This window comes from Blastococcus sp. LR1 (assembly GCF_020166105.1).
Classification (GTDB): domain Bacteria; phylum Actinomycetota; class Actinomycetes; order Mycobacteriales; family Geodermatophilaceae; genus Blastococcus.
This window is the reverse complement of the sequence record NZ_JAIUJY010000004.1, coordinates 144,288-169,529: the sequence shown is the minus strand read 5'-3', so window position 1 is coordinate 169,529 and position 25,242 is coordinate 144,288. Positions and strand designations below refer to the sequence as shown.

The window sequence follows — 25,242 nt, the reverse complement described above, 5'->3', positions numbered from 1 at the left end:
TGCCGATGAGGAGAGCACGAACCGAACCAGCAGGGAGATCCGCGTGCTCGACACCCGGCCGGCCCCACCGGCACCCCGCGGCGGCCGCACCGCTGCCCGCCCCACCGGGCGCGAACGGCCCTTCTCCCCCGACGAGCTGATCGTGTCGAAGACCGATCCGCGCGGGATCATCACCTACGCCAACGACGTCTTCCTGCGGGTCAGCGGCTACGGGCAGGACGAGGTGCTCGGCCAGCCGCACAACATGATCCGGCACCCCGAGATGCCTCGCGCCGTGTTCAAGCTGCTGTGGGACACCCTCGGCGCGAAGCAGGAGATCTTCGCCTACATCAACAACCTGGCCGCCGACGGCGACCACTACTGGGTGCTGGCGCACGTGACGCCGTCGCAGGGGCCCGACGGCCGGGTGGTCGGCTACCACTCCAACCGCCGCAAGCCCTCGGCCGCCGCCATCCGCCGGGTGCAGCCCCTCTACGCGCAGCTGATCGCCGAGGAGCGCCGGCACCCCAACGCCCGCGCCGCGGTCGACGCCTCCTCGCGGCTGCTCGCCGACGTGCTCGCCGGGCAGCAGCAGAGCTACGAGGAGTTCATCTGGACGATCATCAACCGCGAGGAGAGCTGAGATGGGGAAGCGATCCCTGCGCGACGGCGGCCGCCGGTCCGACGCCGAGGAGCTCGCCGTCTACCGCGCGTTCGTTTCCCAGCTGACCCAGGCGTGCGAGGCGGCCGCCCGCGGCGACCTCGAGGTGCGCAGCCGGCTGACCCCCGCGGCGGAGGCCGTGCCCGAGCTGACCGGGCTGCACCATGCGCTGAACCGCGTGTTCGACGTCTCCGACGCCTTCGTCCGGGAGTCCTCGGCCGCGCTGAGCTCGGCCGCCGAGGGACGGTTCCACCGCAAGCTGCTCACCACCGGCCTGCTGGGTTCCTTCCGGCGCAGCGCCGTCGACATCAACGACGCCCGGAGCGCCATGCAGGCAACCGACGGCCGGGTCGCCGAGGCGCAGACCAGCCGGCTGCGGCTGGCCGACGAGTTCGAGTCGGTCGTGCTGGCGATGTCCGAGCAGGTGGCGACGGCGGCGACGGAGCTCAGCGCCTCGGCGTCCGGCCTCACCGCCGCGGCGTCGGCCGCCAGCAGCGAGGTGGACGTCGCCCGCGACACCATCAGCCTGCTCACCCGGTCCTCGACCGAGATCAAGGAGATCATCGCGCTGATCGACTCGGTGGCCGCCCAGACCCGGCTGCTGGCGCTCAACGCGACGATCGAGGCCGCCCGGGCCGGGGAGGCCGGCAAGGGCTTCGCCGTCGTCGCCTCGGAGGTCAAGGACCTGGCCGACCAGACCGGCCGGGCGACCGAGCGGGTGACCGCCCAGGTGGAGCAGATCCGGCAGGCCTCGGAGAACGTCGCCGACAAGATGAGCAACGTCGGCGGCACCGTCGGCGAGATGAACGGCCTGGTGGACGGCATCGCCGCGGCGGTGGACGGGTCGGCGTCGCTGAACACCGGCTACGACGACGTCACGGGCCTGTCGCAGATGGCGGAGAAGCTCCGCTCGGAAGCGATCGGGTTCCTCGCCGAGATGCGCCGCTGACCGGGGGCGGCTGCCGCGGAGGCGGGACCGGCAGGTAGTCTCGTCGCCGTTCGCGGGTGTAGTTCAATGGTAGAACATCAGCTTCCCAAGCTGACAGTGCGAGTTCGATTCTCGTCACCCGCTCCACCCCGCGCGGCCTCCGGCGTGAGCGCGGACCGGTCACCGTCTCGTCCACGTCGTGGATGGTGCCGACCTCGGCCAGCATGACGTCCAGCACCTCGGCGGGCACCGGGCGGCTGAAGAAGTAGCCCTGCGCGATGTCGCAGCCCAGCTCGCGCAGCGCGGCCACGTGCTCGGCCTCCTCGACGCCCTCGGCGACGACGGTCAGGCCGAGGTTGTGCCCGAGGTCCACGGCGCTGCGCACGAGGACGGCGTCCTGCGCGCTGGTCGTCATGCCGAGCACGAACGAGCGGTCGATCTTGAGCTCGTCCACGGGCAGCCGGCGCAGGTGGCTCATCGAGCTGTACCCGGTGCCGAAGTCGTCGATGGACAGCCGCAGGCCGAGGTCGTGCAGGCGCTGGAGCACGTCCATGCAGCGTGCGGCGTCGGCCATGACGGCGCTCTCGGTGACCTCGAGGCGCAGCACGCGGGCGGGGACGCCGTGCTCGGCCAGCAGTCGCTGCACCAGGTCGGGCAGTCCGGCGTCGAGCAGGCAGCGGGTGGACAGGTTGACCGCCACCGGCAGCGGGTGACCGGCGTCGATCCAGCGCCGCGCCTGGGCCAGCGCCAGGCCGAGAACCCGCTCGGTGAGCCGCAGGATGATGCCCGTTCCCTCGGCCACCGGGATGAACTCCGCGGGCGGGACCAGGCCGTGGACCGGGTGCTGCCAGCGCAGCAGCGCCTCGACGCCCTCGATCCGCTCGCCGTCCAGGGTGAACTTGGGCTGGTAGTGCAGGAAGAGCTCGTCGTCGCCGTCCAGCGCCCGGCGCAGGTCACCGAGGACGGCCAGCCGCGAGGGAGCGGCCACGTGGTCCTCCGGCGCGAAGACGACGGCGCCGGCCTTGCGCTCCTTCGCCACGTGCAGAGCGATGTCGGCCGAGCGCAGGAGCGCCTCGCTGTCGGTGCCGTGCCACGGGGAGACCGCGATGCCGACGCCGACCTCGACGTCGAGCGTCACGCCCGCGACGTCGAAGGACCGGTGCAGCGCCTCGCGCAGCCGCTCCGCGACCGCCTCGGCCTCCGCCACGCCGTCGACGGCCGGCAGCAGGACGGCGAACTCGTCGCCGCCGAGCCGGGCCACGGTGTCGCCGTCCCGCAGGACCTCGGCCAGCCGTGGGGCCACCTGGCACAGCAGGGCGTCGCCGTAGGAGTGGCCCAGGCTGTCGTTGATCTCCTTGAAGCGGTCGAGGTCGACGAGCACGACGGCGACCTCGGCCGACGACCTGGTCGCCGCGGCGAGCGCCTGGTCGAGCCGGTCGCGCAGCAGGAGGCGGTTGGGCAGGCCGGTCAGCGCATCGTGGGTGGCGGTGTGCCGGTCCCGCTCGGCAGAGGCGTGCAGCTCCTCGGTCTGGACCCGCAGCCGCGTGGACGCGCGGGACACGATGCGGAACAGCGCCGCGTAGAAGACGACGAGACTGCCGACCAGCATCACGACCAGCATGCGCACCTCCTCCTGCACGGCCGCGGTCACCGGGGCGTAGGGCAGGTAGAGCTCGATCGCACCGTCGGGCCGGTCGGAGCCGTCGTACTGCACCGGCACGTAGACCTCGAGGACCTGCGGGGCACCGGCGGTGTCGCTGTCGTCGGTCGAGCCCTCGATGTCCGACACCACCTGGCCGCCGAGCGCGCGCCGCAGGTCGTCGGAGTCCGACTGCGTGCCGATGCGCGAGTGGTCGTCGGAGTACACGATCGTGCCCGCGCGGTTGAAGATCTTCACCGCGACGGGGTCCAGGTCGTCCAGCTGCCGGCCGGAGGCCTGCAGCCGGTCACCGGCCGAACGGACGGCCTCCTCCACGTGGGCGAGCCGGTCGGGGTCGAAGCCGTTCTCCAGGTCCTCCCGTTCCAGCTGCGGCTGGAGGCCCAGCCGGACCGTGACGATCGCGGTCCACTCGGCGTGCTCGCGCGCGCTCTCGGCGATGGCGTTGCTGCGGAGGGTGCCGATGACGACCCCCAGCCCAGCGGTCAGCACGAGGCTCAGCACGCCGAAGCGCACCAGGAGGCCGGCGTTCCGCACGCGGCTGAGAACGGTCATGCCACCGCATCGGACGGTGGGCACCCGATCTTGAGGCCGAGCGCCGGTCCACTCCCCTCCGAGTGAGATGCCCCGAGGCCTTGTCCATGGGGCCCTGCCCCCTGGGGGGCCCTTGGTCCCTGGGGCACCACCGGATCGCGGGCCACCATGGACACATCGCTTCCGCCTCCGCGCCGGCGCTCCTACGGTTCGGGCCGTGCCCCCGCCCGTCCCCTCGGACCACAGATGAGAGATCCCTCCCTGGACGACGCGGTCGAGACGACGCTGCGCCACCTGGCCGGCGCCGCCACACAGCACCTCGCCGCCCCCGTCGCGGAGCTGACGGTGCGGATGCCGCCCGGACTGGACCGGTCCGTCACGGTGGGCCCTGAGGGGATCCCCTCGCGCTCCGCCGAGCTCGTCGTCCGGATCGGGCCGGCGGGCGCGCCCCTGGCCACCCTCCGACTCGCCAGGCCCGCGGAGGCGGGACCCTTCACCGCCGAGGAGCGCGCCGCGGCGGAGGCGTTCGCCGCTGCCGCGGAGCCGGCCGTCGAGAGCGCCCGGCTGCTCGAGCACACCGGGCGACGGCGGGCCTGGGCCCTGGCGGGCACCGACATCGCGACCGCGCTGCTGTCGGGGACCCCGGCCGACCAGGTGCTCCGGGAGGCCGCCGCCCGGGTGGCCGAGCTCGCCGATGCCGACGCCGTCGGCGTCCTCGTGCCTGCCGGGGACGAGGACCAGTCGCTGATGATCGGGGCCGCGGTGGGCCCTCTGGCCGCGGAGATGGAGGGCGTACGCCTCCCGCTCGCCGAGACCCGCCTGCACGCTGCGCACCACGCCGGCGTCCCCCAGGTGATCGACGACGCCGCCACCCCCCTGCCCGGGGCCCAGCCGGCGGAGGTCGTCACGATGATCGCCCACCGGTATGGGCCCGGGCTGTTCATCCCCCTCGGCGGCACCTCTCCGATGGCCACGCTCGCCGTGCTGCGGTTCCGGGGTCGCGGGCCCTTCGGGGACCGGGTGCTGGAGCTGGCGGCGGCGTTCGCCCGGCAGGCGACCGTCGCGATGGGGCTGGTGCGCAGCCAGGAGCGGGAACGGCGCCTGCAGCTGCAGACCGACCGCGACCGGATCGCGCGCGACCTGCACGACCACGTGGTGCAGCGGATCTTCGCCACCGCGCTGGCCCTGGACCGGATCGGGCGGTCCCTGGAGGCCACGGCGCCCCGGGAGGCGGCGCGGATCGCCGAGCGCGTGGACGAGCTCGACGGAACGATCGCCCGCATCCGGGAATCGATCTTCGAGTTGTACGAGGCGGAGGACGCCTCGTCGGCGGCCGTGCGCCGCCGGCTGGCCGAGGTCGTGCGCTCGGTGACCGAGGGGCACGGGGTGCGCCCCTCCCTGCGGGTCCGCAGCGAGGTCGAGGACCTGCCCCCCGACCTGGTGCCCGACCTGGTCGCGGTGGTCCGCGAGCTGGTCACCAACGTCGTGCGCCACGCCGCGGCGACGCGGCTGACGGTGACCGTGGCGATCGCCGGGGACGTGCGGGTGGTCGTGACCGACGACGGCCGGGGGCTCCCGCCGGTGACCGTGCGCAGCGGGCTGGCCAACCTCGCCGACCGCGCCGAACGCCGCGGTGGCCGGCTCGTGCTCTCCGCGGCGCCGTCGGGCACCGAGATCGAGTGGGCGGTGCCCCTGTCGGGCTGAGCGGATCAGCGCCCGGGGGTCCGGTGATCGCGCAGCTCGGTGGCCAGGATGGCCGCCTGGGTCCGCCGCTCGAGCCCCAGCTTCGCCAGCAGGTGGCTGGTGTAGTTCTTCACCGTCTTCTCGGCCAGCCCCATCCGCTCGCCGATCTGCCGGTTGGTCAGGCCCTCGCCGATGAGCCGCAGCACGCTGCGCTCCTGGTCGGTCAGCCGGGCCAGCCGGTCGGTACCCAGGCGGGCGGCGGGCGCGCGGATCCCCTCGGCGATCAGCGTGCCGCCCCCCGCGACCGTGCGCACCGCCGCCACCAGGGCCGAGCCGCGCACCTGCTTGAGGAGGAACCCGGAGGCGCCGGCGTCCAGCGCGGCGTCGCGCGCGTCCTGCTCGCCGTAGCTGGTCAGGATCAGGCAGGGCAGCCCCGGTTCCCGCGCCCGCAGCTCCCGGCACAGGGTCGCGCCGTCCCCGTCGGGCAGGCGCATGTCCAGGATGGCGACGTCGGGCCGCACGGCCGGAACCCGCGCGAGGGCCTCGGCGACGGTCCCAGCCTCGCCGGCGACGGTGATGCCGGGGTCGTCCTCGAGCACCTCGGCCACGCCGCGACGGACCACCTCGTGGTCGTCCACCAGGAAGACCCTGATGGCAGGCCCGACGTGATCCACGGCATAAACGCTAGCCCGTCGGGCCCGTCAGGGGCACCGCCGCGAGCGCGCGAGGGCCGGTGCGGGCAGGCTCAGGCGGGCATCAGCAGCGCGGCGTAGAGCGTGAGACCGGGGCCGAAGGCCATCGCGACGATCGGGCCGTCCACGTCGGCCAGCTCCTGCAGGACCAGCAGCACGGTGGCCGAGGAGCAGTTGCCGTGCTCGGCGAGCACCCTGCGGGACGCACCCACCTGCTCCTCGCGCAGTCCCAGCTCGTCCCGGACGACGTCGATGATCCGCGGACCGCCGGGGTGCACGGCCCAGCCCGCGACGTCCTCCACCGTGAGCCCGGCGCCGCCGAGCAGCTCGTCGACGACGTCGCCGACGTGCCGGGACAGCACGTCGGGCACCTTGGGCGAGAGCCCCATCCGGAAGCCGAGGTCGGTGACGTCCCAGGTCATGTGGTCGGAGGTGGAGGCATCGGTGCGCGCCACGACGCCGGCCAGCCGGTGCCCTCGGGAGGCGCCCGGCTCCACGACGACGGCCGCCGCGGCGTCGGAGAACAGCGCGTGTGCCACCACCTGCTCCAGGTCCCGCTGGGCCGGCTGCACGTGCAGGCTGGTCAGCTCGCAGCAGAGCAGCACCGCCGGGCGCGAGCGGGCGGCGACGAAGTCGCCCACGGCGGCGAGCCCGGGGATGGCCGCGTAACAGCCCATGTGGCCGACCATCAGCCGCTGCAGCCCCGGCGGCATGCCCAGGTCGCTGGCGAGCCGGATGTCCAGTCCAGGGGTGGCGTACCCCGTGCAGGTCGCGACGGCGAAGAGCCCGACGTCGCCCGGCGCGAGTCCGGCCGCGTCCAGCGCGCCGGCCACCGCCTGCTTCCCCAGGGGCAGTGCCTCCTGGATGTAGCGCTCCATGCGCGCGCCGGTGCCCCAGCCGCTGAGGTCCTCGTCCATCGGGTTGGCGACCGCGTGCCTGCGCTGCACGCCGGCGCCCATGAAGATCCGCTCGGCCGCCCGCACGCCCTCGTAGTGCCGGGCGAAGAACCCGTCCCACGCAGCCCGCTGGTCCAGCGTCGCCGGGAGTGCCGCCCCGGCCCCGGTGACGACCGCCGCGGTCACGCTCGCCGCTCCGTGGCGGGCCTGCTCGAGATCATGCTCCGACGGTACGTGCGCCCTTCAACGGACGCTCGCTCACCGCTTGCGGCCGTATCCGGCGAAGACGACGCCGGTGGAGCGCACCGGCTTCATCCGGACGCCGTCGCGGCGGCCCAGGCGCCAGGCGACGGCGTCCCGCAGCGACGGCCGCAGGCCGACCAGCCGCAGGTCCAGCCCCAGCCGGTCGGCGGCGGCGAGCAACCGGGCGCGGTCCACGAACAGCGCCGGGTCGTGGATGCCCGGCGGCGGCCCGCCCGGCAGGCGCTCGGCCACGGTGACCATGAGGAACCGGCCGATCCGGGTGTCGGCGAGCGCGTCGAGCACCAGCGTGCCGCCGGGCCGCAGCAGCCGCGCGCACTCCGCCAGGACCGCGACGTCGTCGTCCACGTGCTCGAGCACCTCGCCGGCGACGACGACGTCGGCACAGCCGTCGGCCAGCGGGACGGCGAGCACCGAGCCCCGGACGGGCTGGACGCCGTGTCCGCGGGCGACCCGCAGTCCGGCGTCCCCCAGGTCGACGCCGACGTGCCGGTATCCCAGCCCGGCCACGTGCGGCGCCATGAGGCCGCCCCCGCAGGCGAGATCCACCAGGAGCGCGCCGGGCGCTGCGGCGGGCGGGATGTGCTCGGCCCGCGAGGCGGCGAGCCAGTGCAGCGCGGCGAACCCGCCGGAGGCCTCCCACCACTGGTCGGCCATGACGTCGTACTGCGCAGGGTCGTTGCGCGGCAGCGCGGTGCGTCGCACGGGGGCCTACCTCTTCTTCAGCGGATCGTGCCCCCAGTTCATCAGGGAGTAGCGCCACGTGGAGGTCTCGATGTCGGACTGCTTCGGTTCCTGGGCCAGGTGCCGCGCGACGTAGCCGTGCACCTTGCGCATGTGCGCGAGGTCGTCGCCGGTGAGATCGGCCTTTTTGGTGCGGAGCAGCTCGACGATGCGGCGGCCCGAGGCGTGACCGGTGGACTCGTCTGCGCCGTCCTGCTTCTGACCGACGCTCCTGGACTCCTCACCCTCCAGCCACTTCTCCAGCTCGCCGGCGGTCATGTTGACCGCCTCGCCGAACTCCTGCCTGATCTGGTCGGGGTCCTCGCCGGCCATGGGTCCTCCTCGGGTGCGTCCGGTCTCCCCTACCGCGTGTCGCCCCGGCGGAAACGACGTGGCCGGGGTTCGCCCCCGAGCCGTCCGGGCACTGGCCCGTCGACCCGTACCGATGAGGAGGAGCCGACATGAGCGAGTCGCATCGCACTCCGCACAGCGCCGAGCGCGCCGAGGGCGATCCCGCCGGCGAGGAGGGCGGCAGCGGCCGCACCCCGCACCCGGAGGAGCCGGCCGAGGGGCGCTCGGACACCGCCGCCGACGGCGCGGACACCCCGGACGTCTGAGGCCGACGTCGCTCATCGCCCCGGCGGCCGTTCCTCGGCGGTGAGCGACGTCTCTGCCCCGGACGGGTCATGCGCCCGCGAGCTGCGGTTTCGCCCCGCGCCGCGTCGGGCAGGCTCGGCTCCATGGCCGACTCTCCCGATTCCGACCGCAGCACCGACTCGTCCGGCAACGAGGAGCCCCGGGTCGAGACAGCCGTGCGCGCCGTCGCCCGGATGCTCGCCAATCCCCGGCGCATCCGTCGCGACTGAAGTCGAACCGCCGATTCTCACGCTGAGTGATCACATCGGCACCATTGCTCCCCGTCGTCTCGTTCAGCCCGGGCGCCCCTCGTCACCCAGAGCAACCAGACCGGCGTGCCGCGAACTGCTCCGTCACGTACCGGTGCATGCTCCCTGACGTGACCGCCGTACTGGATCTCGCCCCCGCCGACGACACCTCGGCACCGGTCCGCCGCAGCCGCGCCGAGCGGCAGGCGATCGTCCTCGACACCGCCGAGCGGCTGTTCTCCAGCCGCAGCTCGCGCAGCGTCGGCATGGACGAGCTCGTCCGGGAGACCGGCCTGGGCAAGATGACGGTCTACCGGCTCTTCAAGAGCAAGGACGACCTCGTCGGCGCCTACCTGTCCCGCAAGGCGGCGACGGTCCTGGCGTTCATCGACGCCGAGCTCGACCGCCTCGAGGGCGACCCGCGGGCGGCCCTGCTGTCCGTCGTCGACGCCGTCGAGCGGGACGTCACCCGCACCGGCTTCCGCGGCTGCCCGTTCAACAACGTGAGCAGCGAGTACGACGACCCGCAGCACCCGGCCCGCAGCGCCGCCGCCGACTACAAGTTCGAGCTCTACGGCCGCCTGGAGCGACTGGCCGAGGAGGTCGCCCCCGGCGCTGGCGAGGACCTCGCCGCGCAGCTGCACCTGATCATCGACGGCATGTACCTCTCCGGCGGGCTGCTCGGGCCCGACGGCCCGGCCGCCCACGGCCGGCAGCTCGCCGAGAAGCTGATCGACGCGGCGGTCGCGCGCGCCTGAGCAGGCGGGCTCCCCGACCGCCCCGCAGGATGGTCGGGTGACCGATCGCACCCGCCCGGACCTCGACGACACCACGGTCGAGGCGCTGGGCAAGCTCTCCGAGGCCCTGGAGACCGTCGACCAGGCCCGCGGCTTCCTGTACGCCTTCCACCAGCTCACCGGCAAGGCCGACCGCCTGCTGCAGGAGTCGGTGGAGCTGTTCGAGAAGGCCGGCGCCACCGAGCTGGCCGGCGACCTGGACCGGGACCTCGTCGGCCGCAACGTCATCGCCGACCGCTGGACCTTCCAGATCGTCGAGGACTTCGACGAGAACTACTGGGGCACCTTCCGCGCCTACGACGCGCGGGCCCGCGACGAGCTCGCCGGCGGCGACCGGCACGTCTTCGAGGCGCGCATGAAGCAGCGCGAGCGCACCGCCGGCCATCCGAACCACGAGGCGGGCCCCGCCCTCTCGGAGTGACGACGGCGTGATCACCTCGGGTCCAGCGGGGCGCCCCGACGCCCCGAGACCCCGGCGGGCACGTGCTGATGACCGTTTCCAGGGGGGCCGGGACGGGCAGACCCTTGCGCATGACCATGCCTGACGAGAACGGCCGCGGCTCCGACCGCGAGGCGAAACCGCTGGGCGCCGAGAAGGCGCCGGGCGAGGACCGCGACTCGCTGGGCGCGACCGAGGGCCCCGCCGACGGGATCGCCGGACCGGCCTACCCGCCGGCCGGCACCGAGCCGGACGCCCGATGAGCGCCCCGACTCCCCCGCCGTCCTCGGACCCGCTGAGCGTCGGCCTAAACCCGCCGACGACGACGAGCGCACCGACTGCGGGTCCCGGCACTCCGGCGCCGACGCCTGCGTCGAGCGGCCCGTCGTCTCCGGAGGCACCGGCCCGCGAGCGGCACGCCGGCAAGACCATCGGCCGATCCCTCGCGCTCGCGCTGCTGATCTTCGTGACCGTGGTGCTGGTGCTGTTCGTCGTCTTCAACGACCAGACCGTGCCGATCAGCCTGGTGTTCGGCGACGTCGACGCCCCGCTCGTGGTGGCGCTGCTGATCTCTGCCGCGCTCGGCGGGCTGTTGGTGTGGCTGGCCGGTCTCGTCCGACGGGCGCGCCGCCGGCACCGCTGAACCACGGCTCGACCCCGCTCGACCCTGGGCCCGCATGCGCTCCCGCGCGTGCGGGCCCGTCGCGTCCGTGCGCCCACGCCTCCTCCGATCGGGGCACATGGGGCGATCCAGGCGTGTCGGACCCGGAGGAGCTTGCCGTTGTTACCGATGAGTAATAGCGTTTGTTACCGGCGAGTAGCAAACGCCGCCCATCGGCATGCAGCACGGGAGCCCAGCGCACATGACTCACTACACCGCGAACCTCCGGGACCTCGAGTTCAACCTCTTCGAGTTCCTGGACACCAAGGACAAGTTCGGCACCGGTCCGTTCGAGCAGATGGACGCCGACACCGCGCGCGGGATCCTGGCCGAGATCCGCAAGCTCGCCGAGGGCCCGGTCGCGGCGTCCTTCGTCGACGCCGACCGCAACCCGCCGGTCTTCGACCCGGCGACGAACTCCGTGACAGTCCCGGAGTCGTTCAAGAAGTCCTACAAGGCCGTCGAGGACGGTGAGTGGGCGCGGCTGGACCTGCCCGAGCACCTCGGTGGCTTCGGCGCACCGCACGCCCTGACCTGGGGCGCCTTCGAGATGATCCTGGGCGCCAACCCCGCCGTCTTCATGTACGGCTCGGGCGCCGCCTTCGCGGCGATCCTCGACGAGCTGGGCACGCCGGATCAGAAGCGCTGGGCCGAGCTCATGCTCGAGCGCAAGTGGGGCGCCACGATGGTGCTGACCGAGCCCGACGCGGGCTCCGACGTCGGCGCCGGCACCACCAAGGCCGTGCAGCAGGCCGACGGCTCGTGGCACATCACCGGCGTGAAGCGCTTCATCACCTCCGCCGAGCACGACATGACCGAGAACATCATCCACCTGGTCCTGGCCCGCCCCGAGGGCGCGAAGGCCGGCACCAAGGGCCTGTCGCTGTTCGTCGTCCCCAAGTTTCACGTCGACCTCGCGACCGGCGAGCTGGGCGAGCGCAACGGCGCCTACGTCACCAACGTCGAGAAGAAGATGGGCCTCAAGGTCTCCACGACCTGCGAGGTCACCTTCGGCGACGGCCCGGTGCCGGCGCAGGGCTGGCTCGTCGGCGAGGTGCACGACGGCATCGCCCAGATGTTCAAGGTCATCGAGCACGCCCGCATGTTCGTGGGCGCCAAGGCGATCGCGACCCTGTCGGCCGGCTACCAGGTCGCGCTGGACTACGCGAAGACCCGCGTCCAGGGCGCGGACCTGACGGCGACGTCGAAGGACGCCCCGCGGGTCACCATCACCCACCACCCCGACGTCCGCCGGTCGCTCATGCGGCAGAAGGCGTACGCCGAGGGCATGCGCGCGCTGTACCTCTACACGGCGGGCTTCCGTGACCGGGTCGTCGAGGCCGAGGCCACCGGCGACGCCGAGGCGGCCAAGCTGGCGGAGCGGATCAACGACCTGCTGCTGCCGATCGTGAAGGGCTTCGGCTCCGAGCGGGCCACCGAGCTGCTGACCTCGGAGTCGCTGCAGACCCTGGGCGGCTCCGGCTTCCTGCAGGACTACCCGATCGAGCAGTACATCCGCGACTCCAAGATCGACACCCTCTACGAGGGCACGACGGCGATCCAGGGCCAGGACTTCTTCTTCCGGAAGATCGTCAAGGACGGCGGCGTCGCGCTGACGTGGCTGGCCGAGCAGATCCAGGCGACGGTCGACGGCGAGGCCGGGAACGGCCGGCTCAAGGAGGAGCGGGCGCTGCTCGGCGCCGCGCTGCAGGACGTCCAGGGCATGCTCGCCGCGATGTTCAACCAGCTGACCGCCGCGCAGGAGGACATGTCCTCGCTGTACAAGGTCGCGCAGAACACCAGCCGACTGCTGCTCGCGGTCGGCGACCTGATCACCGCCTGGCTGCTCGTCCGTCAGTCCGAGGTGGCCCTGGCCGCCCTGGCCGGCGACGTGAGCGACAAGGACAAGCACTTCTACGAGGGCAAGGTCGCGGCCACCCGCTTCTTCGCCACCCAGGTGCTGCCCCGGCTGACCTCCGACCGGGCGATCGTCGAGAACACCGACAACGCCCTCATGGAGATCGACGAGGCCGCTTTCTGAGCCGCTGCACCACGTCGCCGTGGCCGCCCCCGTTCACGGGAGGCGGCCACGGCCGTTTCCGGGGTGACATCGATCGCCTCAGGCGTGCCGGGGCGCCCGGGGAGGTATGAGCCCCAGGACCGTGCACCCGCACTCCGAGGAGAACGATGAGCGACTCCGACCCCACCGGCTACGGCGAGTCCCCCGACACCGAGGACGGACCCGTCGGCGCGGACACGAACTCTGACGGCCCCGGGGCCGACGCGACGCTCACCACCGACGAGGACGCCCAGGCCGACGACGGCGTCGTCCGCCCGGGCAACGCCCCGGACTGAACGCGCGACGGGTTCCCCACGACGGCGTCGTGGGGAACCCGTGCACGTGCTGGTCCTGCTGCACCCGCTCGGCGGCCCTGCCGTCCTGGGGAACGAGGGCGTGGTCGGCAGCCAGGTCGCGCTCGCTGGTCTCGCCGTAGGCGACCAGCGCGGCGGCCGAGCCGTAGAGGCAGAAGTCGTACCACTCGAGCGTGGTGCCGATGACGCTCCCTCCGACGACCGTGCCGAGGCCGGCCCTGGGCTGGGCGGACGGCTGCACCGGCTCACCGACTCGTCGAAGCCCTGACGGATCCGCCGGGGCATCCGGCTCTTGCCCCGGGTCCCACGGCGGAGGACATTCGTTTCCCCATCGGATTTCCGCCCAGGTCGGGGGATCGATGAAGATCGAGCGGACGAGAACCGCCCCGCCCACTGACCGCGCGGCGGCCCGTGGTCAGGATGCGGAGAAGGCACAGGCCGCCGAGCAGGCACAGGCTGCCGAGCAGGCGCCGGAGCCAGGCAGGGAGCCACGCCCTGCACGGCCCTACCGGGACGCGGTGGAGCCATTCCTGTGGCGCAAGAGCCCCGAGTACCACTCCCTGTTCCCGGTCAAGCAGGTGACGAAGTACGGCCGGGACGACGAGGAACCCAGCTTTCGGGAGGGAGCAGCGTTACTGCTGCTGCTCGCAGCAGGCTGCTCCTTTCTGGCGATCGTGCTCCAGGTGCTGCTCAGTTCACCGACGGTCGCTGCCAGCGAACCGGGCCGCCTGGCGATCCGCGTGGCGCAGGCCCTCGCACTGTCTTTCGTCGCCGGCGTCGTGATCTATGTCGGCTTCCGGTACGTGAGCGAGCGCAAGGCGTTCTACGACCGGATGCGCCTGACCCGGGCCGAGGCGGTCAGCCAGGCGGTGGCGGCGCTGTCCGACGACCTGCCACTCGTGCAGCTCTTCCGCCTCAATCGCAGACAGCTCGACGAGTACCACGTGCTCAGCGTCCGCCAGGCGGCCACGACGTTCCGCAACGCCACCCTCGCGTCAGGGATCGCCTTCCTGCTCCTCGTCGTAGGTGCGGTCATCGCCATCCAGCCGGCCCAGGACGACTCCAGCCGGTTCGTCGCCGGCGGATTGGCCGCCCTCGGCGCCACGCTGAGCGCCTTCCTGTCGAGCAACTTCTTCGACACCTACAAGGAGACCTCCAAGCAGCTGCACGCCTTCTACCAGGAGCCGGCGCGGACCGGCCGCATGCTGGCGATCGAGCGCCTCGCCTGCGACCGCGAGACCAACGGAACGCTGAATGCGGAGCTCCAGCGGTTGTTGGTCGAGCGGCTCCTAGCCGACTACGACGGCGCCGGCAAGCCCAGCACGCCGAACGGGGCGGCCCCGACCGGGAGGTGAGCACGGGCGTCGTCCCTCCGCTTCCTACTCTGGAGCGATGCAGTCCGCCCTGACCTCCTCCGTGCTGCTCCGGGAGGAGTGGGCCGCGCGCGCCGCTGACCACGAGGAGCGCGTCGACCGATGGACGGCGCCGCACCGTGCGCGCCGGCGCCGTGGCGAGACGCACCCGGTGCTGGACTTCCTCTTCACCTACTACTCCGAGAGCCCCGGCCGGCTGCGCCGCTGGCACCCGGGCCCCGGGGTCGCGCTGGCCGCACCCGCGCCGCACGCGGACTGGCGCTGGTACACCGCCGACGACGGAACCGTGCGGCTCGACGTCGAGGGCTTCCTGGCCGACCGCGGCGACACGGTGCGCTTCGTCCGCCGACTGCTCGCCGCCACCGCCTCGCGGCCCGCGTTCAGCGGCTGCTTCGGGCTGCACGAGTGGGCCATGGTCTACCGCGACCCGGGCACCCGGCACGAGATCCCGTTGCGGCTGGGCAGCGCGGGCACCGACGCCGTCGTCGAGGCGCACCCGATCCGGTGCAGCCACTTCGACGCCTTCCGGTTCTTCACCCCCGACGCCGTCGACCGCAACCGCCTGCAGCCCACCCGCGAGAGCCAGCCCGAGCTCGAGCAGCCGGGCTGCCTGCACGCCGGGATGGACCTCTACAAGTGGGCCTACAAGCTCAGCCCCGCCACCCCGGGCGAGCTGGTGGCCGACTGCCTGGAGCTGGCGGTCGAGATCCGCGAGCTGGACATGCGGGCCTCGCCCTACGACCTGCGCGCGCATGGGTACGAGCCGGTCGCGATCGAGACCCCGGAGGGCAAGGCGGAGTACGTCGCCGCGCAGCGCGGGTTCGCCGAGCGCGGGGCGGTCCTGCGGCAGCGGCTGCTCGACGTCTGCGACGCGCTGCTCCCCACGTCCTAGCTCACCATCGGGCCTCCTGGCTCACCGTCGACGCTGAGCCAGGACGCCCCGTGATCAGGTGCCCTGATCATCAGGAGCTCAGGCGCAGACGGGGGACGGCGGTGCGCCCTCCGGAACCGGGCGGAAGTCGAAGAACTGCCCGTCGGCGGCCGAGAGCGGGTCGCGCACGGTGAAGCGCAGCTCGTCGTCGTCGACCAGGACCAGCTCTCCCGCCGTCGTGCCGGTGTAGGTCACCACCCCGGCGGCATCGGGCAGCCGCTGCGGCTCGGGAGCAGCCTCGACCGCCCGCCAGGTACGCCCCTCGAAGGTGATCACCTCGATGCCGCAGTGCGTGACGAGGTCGACGACGACCGGATCGACGGCGGCCGGATCCGCCGGTGGCGGGGACTCTTCCGGCGACGGCGCCGCGGTGACCGGCCCGCCGTCGCCGTCCGTGCAGCCGCCCAGTGCGACCAGCACCGCGGACGTGACCACCCCGGCCAGCACGGATCCGATCCTCATTCCGCGCAGCATCGCCGTTCCCTCATCCCGAGGGAAGGGTCCCCGGCGCGGCCCCCGTAGGGTGCGATCGTGAGCTCCCCGGGCGACGACCGCTGGATCCGGCTCGACGGCACGGCCAACACCCGCGACCTCGGCGGCCTGCCGACCGTGGACGGCGGCCGGACGATCCCCGGCCGGATCCTGCGCAGCGACAACCTGCAGACCCTCACCGCCGACGACGTCCGGCGGCTGACCGGCGAGCTCGGTCTGCGCCAGGTGATCGACCTCCGCACGACGGCGGAGATCCTGCTCGAGGGCCGCGGTCCGCTGCGGGACGTGCCCGAGGTCCAGCACCGGCACTTCACGCTGCTGCCCGAGCGTGGCCACCACACCGACGTCTTCGCGGTGGAGGAGGACGACGCCCCGCTGGACCTGCAGGCCGGCTGGACGGAGTCCCTGCTCCCCCGCCAGGTCGCCGAGCACGACGAGGTCGAGCCGCCGGCGGTTCGCTCGTACCTGGGTTACCTGGGGCAGCGCGGGGACAACGTCGTCGCGGCCCTGCGGGCGATCGCGCACGGCGGGCCCGGCGCCTCCGTCGTGCACTGTGCCGCCGGCAAGGACCGCACGGGCGTCGTCTGCGCCCTCTCCCTGGCCGTCGCCGGGGTGCCGCACGAGGAGATCGTGGCTGACTACGCGATGACCGCCGAGGTGATCGACGGCGTCGTGGCCCGGCTCGCCGCCTCGTCGACCTACGCGGAGGACATGGACACCCGCGACATCGCCAGCCACACGCCGCGGGCCGAGACGATGGACCGCGTCCTCACCCTGCTCGACGAGCGGTTCGGCGGGCCACTGGGCTGGCTGACCACCCACGGGTTCGGGCCCGACGAGCAGGCAGCTCTCCGCGCGCGGCTGCGCGACTAACGGCCCCCGTGCGGGGGCCCGCCGCGAGCGGGCGAGCGGTGGGAGGCAGGGGGATCCTTCTGCTGCTTCTGCCGGTACATGGCGGCGTCGGCCTCCCGGAGGAGCAGGTCCGCGCTGCGGGGCCCGTCGCCGGTCAGCACCGCGAAGCCGACACTCGTGGCCACCTCCACCGGCCGGCCCTCCAGGCGGAACGGTTCGGTGAAGCAGTCGGTCACCCGGGAGGCCAGCTGCCTGGCGTCCGCGGCGTCGACCAGACCGGGCAGGACGACGGCGAACTCGTCGCCGCTCAGCCGGGCCACGGTGTCCCCCGGGCGGACGACGGCGCGCAGCCGCGCGGCGACCTGGCGCAGCAGCTCGTCCCCCGCCGCGTGCCCAAGGGTGTCGTTGACGTCCTTGAACCGGTCCAGGTCGCAGAACAGCACGCCCAGGTTCCCGTCGGCCGCAGTGGCGGCGAGGGTGGTCTCCAGACGTTCGAGGAACAGCACCCGGTTGGGCAGCCCGGTCAGGGCGTCGTGCGTGGCCTGGTGCCGCACGGTCTCGTGCAACCGGGCCTTCTGCAGCGCCGTCGTGGCCTGGTCGCCGACGCCGCGCAGCCGGGCGAGCACGTCCCCGCCGAGCTCCGCCGGCGCCTCACCGGCTTCCCAGCTCGCGGTCGCGACGCCGAGGAAGACGCTGCCCGCCACCAGCGGCACGGCGACCACGTCGGTGACGTCGATCTCGCTCAGGAACCGGCGCAGCGCGGGGCTGCTGGTGTCGACGCTGATGATCGTCGGCTCGCGCTCGGTGAGCATGCCGACGAGCTCCGGGGTGTCCTCAGGACGCAGCGGCGTGCCGAGGAAGTGATCACGCAGGAGCGGCTCGCCACGCGCCGACGACCGGCCCTGCAGCTGACCCAGCGCCGGATCCCAGAGCATGACCGCCGCACTGCTGCACCCGACCACCTGCGGAAGGGCCTCGGCGACGACGTCGCAGACGGCGGTGGCGTCGGATGCACCGGCCAGCTCGTGCGCGAGGGCGAGCAGCGCCCCGGCGCGGTCCGCCTCCAGGCGGGCGTCCTGCAGGGCGATCAGCAGGTCCAGCGCCGCGGCGGCGTGGCCGGCGTAGGCCGCGAGCATGGTGTGCTCGTCGACCATCGAGCCGTCACCGGTCGGGTAGATCGCGGCAAGCCGTCCGTGCCGGCGCCGCGTCGAGGCGACGTCGACGACGACCGCGGTGGGTCCGAGGTCCTCACCGGACAGCAACTGGTCGGCAAGTCCCGCCAGCTGGTGCTCAGGGATGCCGGCGGCGTGCACGAGCGGCGCCCCGCCGTCGGGAGCGTGGACGACGAGCAGGTGCGCCGGGGCGAGGACCGCCTCGCCGGCGCGGGCCACGATCCGGTGCAGCACGGTGTCCAGGTCGTCGCTGCCGACGAGCTCGCTCGCCGCGGACTGCAACGTGCGCAGCTGGCCCCGCAGGGCGACCAGTTCCGGGTTGGACTCCGCCTGCGGACGACGTCGCCGCAGCCGGGACCGGCGCTCCCAGGTGATCCGGTAGACGCAGGTGCGGCTGCCGCCGCTCTGGCAGTCCGACACCGCGACGACGCCCTGGGGCAGCCCGAAGATGACCGGCACGGTGACGGCGAGGCCGCAGGCGTAGGCGCAGTCGAGCGCGGAGTGCTCGTAGCCCTCGTCGAGGGTGAGCGAGACGGTGGCCGACGTCGGCGAGGTCTCCAGCACGTGCATCCGCTGGACGGTGGTGAACTTGGCGGCGCTGCGCGGCAGCTGGCGGAAGACCTGGCGGGGCGTGCCCAGAGCCCGAAGCACGAGCAGCAGGGAGTGGCCGAGCCCGCTGCGCAGGGCCGAGGCCCCCATGGCGAACAGCGCGTCGGGGTCGCCCAGGACCTCGGTCGCGGCGGTGAACAGCCGGATGCGCGTGTCGTAGCTCCACCAGCGGGCCTGGTCCTCGAGCTCGTCGCCGAGGTGCTCCAGGCCGGCCCGGCGCAGGACCTCGGCGACGGCGTCGTCCCCGCCGTGCCGTCGGACGTACCTGAGCACGCCGGCGGTGGTCGCCCCCGACGTCTCGCGCGCCTCGACGTGCGGAACCGCAGTCATCTCGTCACCCACCCTTCACCGGCTCCGGTGCTCTTCCTAGCAGCATCGGCCGCACAGCCGAGATCTTGAGCGATCCCACCCAGTTCCGGTGAGACTCCGGTGCTGGTCAGGCGCGCGCCGCCCCCCGCGGAGCCACCCCCGGACGCACGCGACCCCGGTCCCACGAGGGGAACCGGGGTCGAACATCCGCTGCCGCGCCTGGGCGGCGAGGCGGATCAGCGGCCGAGGAAGCCGCTGTTCGCCATCGTCAGGAGCTCGTCGCGCATCGCCGGGCTGCTGGTGCGCGTGAGCGCCTTGTCGAGGGCCCGCCGGGTCCGCGCCACCTGCCGGCGCTCCCGCCAGATCGTCGTCACGCTGCTCATCGCTTCTGCCTCTTTCATCGAAGATGTTGCCCTGTCGCCGTAGTAACGCAGGTGTTCACCACTGTAATCCGATGAAACGCAGGTGAGGTTGAGGCTTGGCCGAAGGTTTCTCACTCCGCCGGGTGAGAGTCGTCACCCCGGGACGACGATGGCGCCCGCCCCACAGGGGACGGGCGCCATCGAGGTGACGTACTGGAACGGCCCGAGGTGAGGGCCTGGAACGGTCCCGCTGCAGGGACCCTCCCCGAGCGTGCGAGGGAAGGGGGGCAGCGGCGTCCTTCCGCTACTGCTGGTCGGGACGGGAGACGTCGCCGCGCCAGGCGCCGGTCTCGGTGCCGCGGCTCTCGATGAACTCCTTGAACTTCTTCGCGTCCGCCTTGATCTGGCGGTCGTCGAAGCCCAGTGCGGCCCCGGCCTTCTCGACCAGACCCGAGGGCTCCCAGTCGATCTGGATCATCACCCGGGTCTTGGCGTCGTCGAGCCGGTGGAAGGTGACGACGCCGGCGTGCTTGGCCTCACCGCCGGTGCTGGTCCACGCGACCCGCTCCTCGGGGTGCTGCTCGGTGATCTCGGCGTCGAACTCACGCTTCACACCGTCGATGTTGGTCACCCAGTGGGTGTGGGTCTCGTCGATCTGCGTGATGCTCTCGACCCCGCCCATGAACTGGGGGAAGGACTCGAACTGCGTCCACTGGTCGTAGACGGCGCGGATCGGGACGTCGACGTCGACGGACTCCTGCACGGTGGCCACTGCTGCTCAGCTCCTCGTCTCGCTGTTCTCGGTCGTGCGCGACCTACCCGGGAGACGGCGCGGCGACACGTCGAAGCGCAGGTCAGCGCAGCGCGGCGGCGACACTTCCCCGGACCGGGGAGTTCCGGAGCAGCAGCGCCTGCGCCAGGTGATAGGCGTCCGGCTGCCCGGTCCAGGTGTCCGAGGCGACCTCGCCGGACGGCGTCAGCTCGTGGTGCCAGCTGCCGGTGGCCGGATCGGCGAACCGCGCCTCGCCGTGCGCCCACCACCGATCGGCCAGCTCGCGGAACCGGCGCTCGCCGGTGACGGCCGCCAGCACCTCGGCCGCCGCGACCGCCTCGCACAGCACCCAGTGCATCCGCGCCCGGACGACCGGCCGGTCCTGCCAGTCCAGCGTGTAGGGGAAGCCGACCTCGCCGTCCGCGGCCCAGCCCCGCGCGGCCGCGGCGTCGAAGAGCGCGACGGCGTCGTCCAGCAGCCACCCCGGCGGGTCGTCGAGCGCCGTCCGCAGGTGGAGGCAGAGGCGGGCCCACTCGAACTGGTGCCCGACCGTCACGCCGTAGGGCCGGAACGGGTCGGCGGGACGGTCGCGATTGTGCTCGGGCAGCGGCGTCCAGGCGGCGTCGAAGTGCTCGGGCAGCCGCCAGTCACGCTCCCGGGTCCAGCCGTGCACGACCCGCTCGACGCTGCGGAGCGCCCGACCCCTCAGCCGGTCGGCGAGCGTCGGGTCGGTCACCGCATCCGCCGCCGCGAGGGTCGCCTCGACGCCGTGCATGTTGGCGTTGGCGCCGCGGTAGCCGTCCAGCCGGGTCCAGCCGGCGTCCCACTCCTCGACGGCGAGCCCGGCGTCGTCGTCCCAGAAGCGGTCCTGCCAGACGTCGAGGGCCTCGGCCAGCAGCTCCTCCCCCAGGCCCGCGGCCGCCGCCGTGGATCCGGCGAGCACGACGAAGGCGTGCACGTAGGCCGCCTTGCCGTCGTCCTCGGTGCTCGACCGCCAGCCGCCGTGCTCGGCGTCGTGCAGCGGCCCCCGGGTCAGCGCGGCGACGCCGTGCCGCGCCAGCTCCTCGGCGCCCGGCGTGCCCAGCAGGTGCGCCAGCCCGAAGACGTGGGTCATGCGGGCGACGATCCACGTCTCCTGCGGACGGCCGGGAAGGACCGATCCGTCCGCCCCGAGGTAGCCGAAGCCGTCGGTGACCCGCGAACGGGCGGCGAACGCGAGCAGCCGGTCGAGGTCGGTCACGCCGCCAGGCTAGGAGGCCGACCGGCGGGACGCCGACACCGCGAGCGACAGCCGGGTGATGACGTACGCGAGCACCACGAGCCCGACCAGCCGGGCGAGGCCCGCGCCGATGTCCGCGCCGTCGGAGCCCGCGGTGAGCGCGTCGACCAGCGCGAGGACCACCGTCACGCCGAGCACGATGCCGCCATTCCGCTTGGCGGCGGGGTCCTGCCCCATGAGGAGCAGGGCCCCGCCAACGGCGGCGCAGAGGTAGGCGGCCGCCTGGAGCAGCCACGGCAGGTCCCCCTGGGCGTCACCACCGGGCCGGGAGCCGCTCACCGCGATCGCCGCACCGGTGAGCACGACGAACAGCAGCAGAGCGACCAGTGCCTGCGGTCTCCGGTCCACGGTGGATCTCCCTCGTTGATCAGTACGCCAGTGCGGACGCCGGATCGTGCAGTACGGCGCCGACTTCCGCAAGGAACCGTGATCCGAGCTCGCCGTCGACGATCCGGTGGTCGAAGGAGAGCGCGAGGGTGGTGACCTGACGGGGCTTGACCTTGCCCTTGTGCACCCACGGCAGCTCGCGGACCGAGCCGAAGGCCAGGATCGCCGCCTCCCCCGGGTTCAGGATGGGCGTGCCGGTGTCGACGCCGAAGACGCCCACATTGGTGATCGTGAGCGTTCCGCCGGTCATGTCCGCCGGCGCCGTCTTCCCGGCCCGGGCGGTCTCGGTGAGCTCGCCCAGTGCGGCGGCGAGCTCGGCCAGCGACAGCCGGCCGGCGTCCGGGATGTTCGGCACGATCAGGCCGCGCGGGGTCGCGGCGGCGATGCCGAGATTCACCCGTCCGTGGACGACGATCTCCTGGGCGGCCTCGTCCCAGCTGCTGTTCACCATCGGGTGCCGCTCCGCCGCGAGCAGCACGGCCTTCGCGACGAACAGCAGCGGGCTGAGCTTGAGCCCGGCGAACTCCGGGCGGGCGGCCAGCCGGGCCCGCAGCTTCATCATGCGGGTCACGTCGACGGTCAGGAACTCCGTGACGTGCGGCGCGGTGAAGGCGCTGGCCACCATCGCGGCGGCGGTGGCCTTGCGCACCCCCTTGATCGGGATCCGCTGCTCGCCGTCCACAGGGGCCGAAGTGGCCATCTCGGCCGCTACGGGAGCACCGGACAGGGCGGCGTCGACGTCGGCGCGGGTGATGACGCCGCCCGCGCCGGAGCCGGTGATCGTCGCGAGGTCGACGCCGAGGTCCTTGGCGTACTTGCGCACCGGCGGCTTGGCCAGCGGGCGCGGGCCCCGGCGGCCGGGCGCCGCCTCCCGCGCGGGCGCGGCGGCCTCGCTGAGCGCGGCCGCCTCGGCCTGCCGGCCGACCTCGAGCCCGCCGTGCCGGACCGGCTTGGTGCGCATGTCCGGCGCGGTGGCCAGCAGCGGCGGGGCGTCGTCCGGGACCGGCATGACCACGGGCGTGCCCACGGGCCCGGCTCCGCGACGGGGGCGGCGGCGGGCCTCGGTGGTCCGCGGGCCGTAGCCGACGAGCACCGCGGTGCGGCCGTTGGCGTTGGTCTCGCCGATCAGCCCCGAGCCGGTCGCCGCGGGTGCGTCACCACCGACATCGATGGTGATGATCGGTGCGCCGACGTCGACCATCGTGCCGGCGTCGAACAGCAGCTCGGTGACGGTGCCGGCCCACGGCGAGGGCAGCTCGACGGCGGCCTTCGCCGTCTCCACCTCGCAGAGCGGCTGGTTCACCGTGACCGTGTCGCCGACGGCGACCAGCCACTGCAGGATCTCGCCCTCGGTGAGACCTTCGCCGACGTCGGGGAGCTTGAACTGCTTCGTCGCCATCTCAGAACTCCATCGATCGGTCGACGGCGTCCAGCACCCGGTCGAGGTCGGGGAGGTACTCCTCCTCGAGCTTCGACGGCGGATAGGGGGTGTCGTACCCGCCCACCCGCAGCACCGGCGCCTCCAGGGAGTGGAAGCAGCTCTCGGTGATCCGGGCGGCGATCTCCGCGCCCGGGCCCAGGCTCGTCGGCGCCTCGTGGACGACGACGCAGCGGCCGGTGCGGCGCACCGAGGCGATCACCGGGTCGAGGTCCAGCGGCGAGAGCGTGCGCAGGTCGATCACCTCCAGCGACCGGCCCTCCTCGGCGGCGGCGTCGGCGGCCTGCAGCGCCGTCTTCACCATCGGCCCGTAGGCGAGCACGGTGACGTCGTCCCCGCCGCGGACCACCCGGGAGGCGAAGAGCGGATCCGGCGTCGCGTCCGTGTCGACCTCGGCCTTCTCCCAGTACCGGCGCTTGGGCTCGAGGAAGACGATCGGGTCGGGGGCGGCGATCGCCTGCTGGATGCCCCAGTAGGCGTCGACCGGGTTGCTGACGGCGACGACCTTGAGGCCCGCGGTGTGCGCGAAGTACGCCTCCGGGCTCTCGCTGTGGTGCTCGACGGCGCCGATCCCGCCGCCCATCGGGATCCGGATGACGATCGGCATCGGCAGCCGGCCCTTGCTGCGGGCGTGGAGCTTGGCCACCTGGGTGACGATCTGGTTGTAGGCGGGGAAGACGAAGCCGTCGAACTGGATCTCGCAGACCGGCCGGTAGCCGCGCATCGCCAGCCCGACGGCGGTGCCGAGGATCCCGGCCTCCGCCAGCGGCGTGTCGACGACGCGGGCCTCGCCGAAGTCCTTCTGCAGGCCGTCGGTGATCCGGAAGACCCCGCCGAGCTTGCCGATGTCCTCGCCCATGAGCACGACCTTGGCGTCGTCCTCCATGGCCCTGCGCAGGCCGAGGTTGAGCGCCTTGCCGATGGTCAGAGTCTCGGTCACTGCTCCTCCTCGAACGATGCCCGGTAGGCCACGAACTCCGCGCGCTGGGCGGCGAGCTCGGGGGTCTGCTCGGCGTGGACGTGGTCGAACATCTCCGTCGGCGCCGGGTCGGGCATCTCCACGGTGCCGCGCCGGATCCGGACGGCGAGCTCGTCGGCCTCGGCCTCGACGTCGTCGAAGAACTGCGGCTCGGCCGCGCCGCTGCGGGACAGGTACGCCTTGACCCGGGCGATCGGGTCGCGCAGCTTCCACTCCTCCAGCTCGCTCGCCAGCCGGTAGCGGGTGGGGTCGTCGGAGGTGGTGTGCGCGCCCATCCGGTAGGTGAACGCCTCGATGAAGGTCGGCCCCTGGCCCTCGCGCGCGGCCTGCAGGGCGGCCCGGGTCACCGCGAGGACGGCGAGGACGTCATTGCCGTCGACCCGCACGCCGGGAAAGCCGAAGCCGGCGGCCCGCTGGTAGAGCGGCACTCGCGACTGGCGCTCCAGCGGCACGCTGATCGCGTACTGGTTGTTCTGGCAGAAGAAGACGACGGGGGCGGCGAAGCTGGCCGCCCAGATCATCGCCTCGTTGACCTCGCCCTGACTGGTCGCGCCGTCGCCGAGGAAGGCGAGCACGGCCTGCTCGGCGCCGTCGCGCTGCACGCCCATGGCGTAACCGGTGGCGTGCAGGCACTGGGAGCCGATGACGATCGTGTACAGGTTGAAGCCGGTCGCCACGGGGTCCCAGCCGCCGTTGTCCACGCCGCGGAACAGGCTCATGACGTGCAGCGGATCCACTCCGCGGGTCCAGGCGACGCCGTGCTCGCGGTAGGTCGGGAAGGCGGTGTCGGTGTCGGCCAGCGCACGGCCGGCGCCGACCTGCGCGGCCTCCTGGCCCAGCAGCGAGGCCCAGATGCCGAGCTCGCCCTGGCGCTGGAGCGCGGTGGCCTCGGCGTCCCAGCGGCGGACCAGCACGAGGTCGCGGTAGAGCGCGCGCAGCTCCTCGTCGCTGATGTCGAGGGAGTAGTCCGGGTGCTCGACGCGGTCGCCCTCGGGCGTGAGCAGCTGGACGGTGTCGACGCCGCGCTGGTCCGGCAGGTGGGGCGCGGCGGCCCCCGGGACGGGATCGACCAGCTCGGTGGTCTCTGGCAGCGCTGTCACGGGTCGCTCCTCGCCTCGG

General features: G+C 73.2%; 27 protein-coding genes, 1 tRNA gene and 1 pseudogene. 15 read left to right on the top strand and 14 right to left on the bottom strand.

Annotation, left to right across the window (positions count from 1 at the left end):
• The first annotated feature begins 43 nt into the window (after positions 1–43).
• From LBW97_RS12710 to LBW97_RS12700, 3 genes are all read left to right on the top strand, one after another.
• Positions 44–622 (top strand): PAS domain-containing protein, encoded by a 579-nt coding sequence (locus LBW97_RS12710; protein WP_224499749.1) that lies wholly within the window; start codon positions 44–46, stop codon positions 620–622.
• A gap of 1 nt (position 623) precedes the next feature.
• Entirely contained in the window at positions 624–1,589 is a 966-nt protein-coding gene (locus LBW97_RS20055) for a methyl-accepting chemotaxis protein (protein ID WP_255601000.1), read from the top strand.
• A gap of 52 nt (positions 1,590–1,641) precedes the next feature.
• Positions 1,642–1,715, top strand: a tRNA-Gly gene (locus LBW97_RS12700).
• A 163-nt stretch (positions 1,716–1,878) separates the two neighbouring features.
• Here LBW97_RS12700 and LBW97_RS20620 read toward each other — a convergent pair.
• A pseudogene (locus LBW97_RS20620) lies at positions 1,879–3,177 on the bottom strand (putative bifunctional diguanylate cyclase/phosphodiesterase); the annotation flags it as partial.
• Positions 3,178–4,005: 828 nt separating this feature from the next.
• On the opposite strand from LBW97_RS20620, the gene LBW97_RS12690 reads away from it, so the two are divergent.
• Positions 4,006–5,463: an ATP-binding protein gene (locus tag LBW97_RS12690; protein ID WP_224499748.1), complete on the top strand. Its 1,458-nt coding sequence runs from the start codon at positions 4,006–4,008 to the stop codon at positions 5,461–5,463.
• A gap of 5 nt (positions 5,464–5,468) precedes the next feature.
• Here the strand turns inward: LBW97_RS12690 and LBW97_RS12685 are convergent, their stop codons facing one another.
• From LBW97_RS12685 to LBW97_RS12670, 4 genes are all read right to left on the bottom strand, one after another.
• Entirely contained in the window at positions 5,469–6,116 is a 648-nt protein-coding gene (locus LBW97_RS12685; RefSeq protein ID WP_224499747.1) for a response regulator transcription factor, read from the bottom strand.
• Between the two features lie 71 nt (positions 6,117–6,187).
• Complete coding sequence (locus LBW97_RS12680) at positions 6,188–7,216, bottom strand: 3-oxoacyl-[acyl-carrier-protein] synthase III C-terminal domain-containing protein (protein WP_224499746.1); 1,029 nt, start codon at positions 7,214–7,216, stop codon at positions 6,188–6,190.
• A 72-nt stretch (positions 7,217–7,288) separates the two neighbouring features.
• Positions 7,289–7,996 carry a methyltransferase domain-containing protein gene (locus tag LBW97_RS12675; RefSeq protein ID WP_224499745.1) on the bottom strand — a complete coding sequence of 236 codons (708 nt, stop codon included), beginning with the start codon at positions 7,994–7,996 and terminating at the stop codon, positions 7,289–7,291.
• A 6-nt stretch (positions 7,997–8,002) separates the two neighbouring features.
• Entirely contained in the window at positions 8,003–8,347 is a 345-nt protein-coding gene (locus LBW97_RS12670; protein WP_224499744.1) for a DUF3140 domain-containing protein, read from the bottom strand.
• A gap of 128 nt (positions 8,348–8,475) precedes the next feature.
• Here LBW97_RS12670 and LBW97_RS12665 point away from each other — a divergent pair, with 128 nt between their 5' ends.
• The 10 genes from LBW97_RS12665 to LBW97_RS12625 all read left to right on the top strand — a co-directional run bounded on the left by LBW97_RS12665 (position 8,476) and on the right by LBW97_RS12625 (position 15,433).
• Positions 8,476–8,631 (top strand): hypothetical protein, encoded by a 156-nt coding sequence (locus LBW97_RS12665; protein WP_224499743.1) that lies wholly within the window; start codon positions 8,476–8,478, stop codon positions 8,629–8,631.
• Positions 8,632–8,754: 123 nt separating this feature from the next.
• Positions 8,755–8,880 carry a hypothetical protein gene (locus tag LBW97_RS20045; RefSeq protein WP_255600998.1) on the top strand — a complete coding sequence of 42 codons (126 nt, stop codon included), beginning with the start codon at positions 8,755–8,757 and terminating at the stop codon, positions 8,878–8,880.
• 149 nt (positions 8,881–9,029) lie between these two features.
• A complete protein-coding gene (locus LBW97_RS12660) occupies positions 9,030–9,656 on the top strand; it encodes a TetR/AcrR family transcriptional regulator (RefSeq protein ID WP_224499742.1) in 627 nt (208 codons plus the stop codon).
• A gap of 37 nt (positions 9,657–9,693) precedes the next feature.
• The gene (locus LBW97_RS12655; protein ID WP_224499741.1) at positions 9,694–10,116 is read left to right on the top strand and encodes a hypothetical protein; all 423 of its coding nucleotides are present in this window, start codon (positions 9,694–9,696) and stop codon (positions 10,114–10,116) included.
• A 110-nt stretch (positions 10,117–10,226) separates the two neighbouring features.
• Positions 10,227–10,397 (top strand): hypothetical protein, encoded by a 171-nt coding sequence (locus tag LBW97_RS12650; RefSeq protein WP_224499740.1) that lies wholly within the window; start codon positions 10,227–10,229, stop codon positions 10,395–10,397.
• Positions 10,394–10,777: a LapA family protein gene (locus LBW97_RS12645; protein WP_224499739.1), complete on the top strand. Its 384-nt coding sequence runs from the start codon at positions 10,394–10,396 to the stop codon at positions 10,775–10,777. Before LBW97_RS12650 ends, LBW97_RS12645 begins: the two co-directional genes overlap by 4 nt.
• A gap of 220 nt (positions 10,778–10,997) precedes the next feature.
• Positions 10,998–12,836 (top strand): acyl-CoA dehydrogenase, encoded by a 1,839-nt coding sequence (locus LBW97_RS12640; protein WP_224499738.1) that lies wholly within the window; start codon positions 10,998–11,000, stop codon positions 12,834–12,836.
• A gap of 146 nt (positions 12,837–12,982) precedes the next feature.
• Positions 12,983–13,150, top strand: coding sequence for a hypothetical protein (locus tag LBW97_RS12635; protein WP_224499737.1), 168 nt, complete (start codon positions 12,983–12,985; stop codon positions 13,148–13,150).
• Between the two features lie 377 nt (positions 13,151–13,527).
• Positions 13,528–14,523, top strand: a complete 996-nt coding sequence (locus LBW97_RS12630) for a hypothetical protein (protein ID WP_224499736.1) — start codon at positions 13,528–13,530, stop codon at positions 14,521–14,523.
• A 37-nt stretch (positions 14,524–14,560) separates the two neighbouring features.
• Positions 14,561–15,433 carry a 3-methyladenine DNA glycosylase gene (locus LBW97_RS12625; protein ID WP_224499735.1) on the top strand — a complete coding sequence of 291 codons (873 nt, stop codon included), beginning with the start codon at positions 14,561–14,563 and terminating at the stop codon, positions 15,431–15,433.
• Positions 15,434–15,511: 78 nt separating this feature from the next.
• Here the strand turns inward: LBW97_RS12625 and LBW97_RS12620 are convergent, their stop codons facing one another.
• Complete coding sequence (locus LBW97_RS12620) at positions 15,512–15,934, bottom strand: hypothetical protein (RefSeq protein WP_224499734.1); 423 nt, start codon at positions 15,932–15,934, stop codon at positions 15,512–15,514.
• A 69-nt stretch (positions 15,935–16,003) separates the two neighbouring features.
• Here LBW97_RS12620 and LBW97_RS12615 point away from each other — a divergent pair, with 69 nt between their 5' ends.
• Positions 16,004–16,837 (top strand): tyrosine-protein phosphatase, encoded by an 834-nt coding sequence (locus tag LBW97_RS12615; protein ID WP_224499733.1) that lies wholly within the window; start codon positions 16,004–16,006, stop codon positions 16,835–16,837.
• Here the strand turns inward: LBW97_RS12615 and LBW97_RS12610 are convergent.
• The 8 genes from LBW97_RS12610 to pdhA all read right to left on the bottom strand — a co-directional run bounded on the left by LBW97_RS12610 (position 16,834) and on the right by pdhA (position 25,223).
• Complete coding sequence (locus LBW97_RS12610; RefSeq protein ID WP_224499732.1) at positions 16,834–18,927, bottom strand: GGDEF domain-containing protein; 2,094 nt, start codon at positions 18,925–18,927, stop codon at positions 16,834–16,836. The genes LBW97_RS12615 and LBW97_RS12610 overlap by 4 nt on opposite strands.
• A 215-nt stretch (positions 18,928–19,142) precedes the next feature.
• The gene (locus LBW97_RS12605) at positions 19,143–19,289 is read right to left on the bottom strand and encodes a hypothetical protein (protein WP_224499731.1); all 147 of its coding nucleotides are present in this window, start codon (positions 19,287–19,289) and stop codon (positions 19,143–19,145) included.
• 283 nt (positions 19,290–19,572) lie between these two features.
• Positions 19,573–20,040: an SRPBCC family protein gene (locus tag LBW97_RS12600; protein ID WP_224499730.1), complete on the bottom strand. Its 468-nt coding sequence runs from the start codon at positions 20,038–20,040 to the stop codon at positions 19,573–19,575.
• Positions 20,041–20,122: 82 nt separating this feature from the next.
• On the bottom strand, positions 20,123–21,280 hold the full coding sequence (locus LBW97_RS12595) for an AGE family epimerase/isomerase (protein WP_224499729.1): 1,158 nt from the start codon (positions 21,278–21,280) through the stop codon (positions 20,123–20,125).
• Between the two features lie 9 nt (positions 21,281–21,289).
• Complete coding sequence (locus LBW97_RS12590) at positions 21,290–21,667, bottom strand: hypothetical protein (RefSeq protein ID WP_224499728.1); 378 nt, start codon at positions 21,665–21,667, stop codon at positions 21,290–21,292.
• A 19-nt stretch (positions 21,668–21,686) separates the two neighbouring features.
• The gene (locus LBW97_RS12585; RefSeq protein WP_224499727.1) at positions 21,687–23,105 is read right to left on the bottom strand and encodes a dihydrolipoamide acetyltransferase family protein; all 1,419 of its coding nucleotides are present in this window, start codon (positions 23,103–23,105) and stop codon (positions 21,687–21,689) included.
• A 1-nt stretch (position 23,106) separates the two neighbouring features.
• Entirely contained in the window at positions 23,107–24,084 is a 978-nt protein-coding gene (locus LBW97_RS12580; RefSeq protein WP_224499726.1) for an alpha-ketoacid dehydrogenase subunit beta, read from the bottom strand.
• Positions 24,081–25,223 carry a pyruvate dehydrogenase (acetyl-transferring) E1 component subunit alpha gene (gene pdhA / locus LBW97_RS12575; protein ID WP_224499725.1) on the bottom strand — a complete coding sequence of 381 codons (1,143 nt, stop codon included), beginning with the start codon at positions 25,221–25,223 and terminating at the stop codon, positions 24,081–24,083. Before pdhA ends, LBW97_RS12580 begins: the two co-directional genes overlap by 4 nt.
• Between the last annotated feature and the right edge of the window lie 19 nt (positions 25,224–25,242).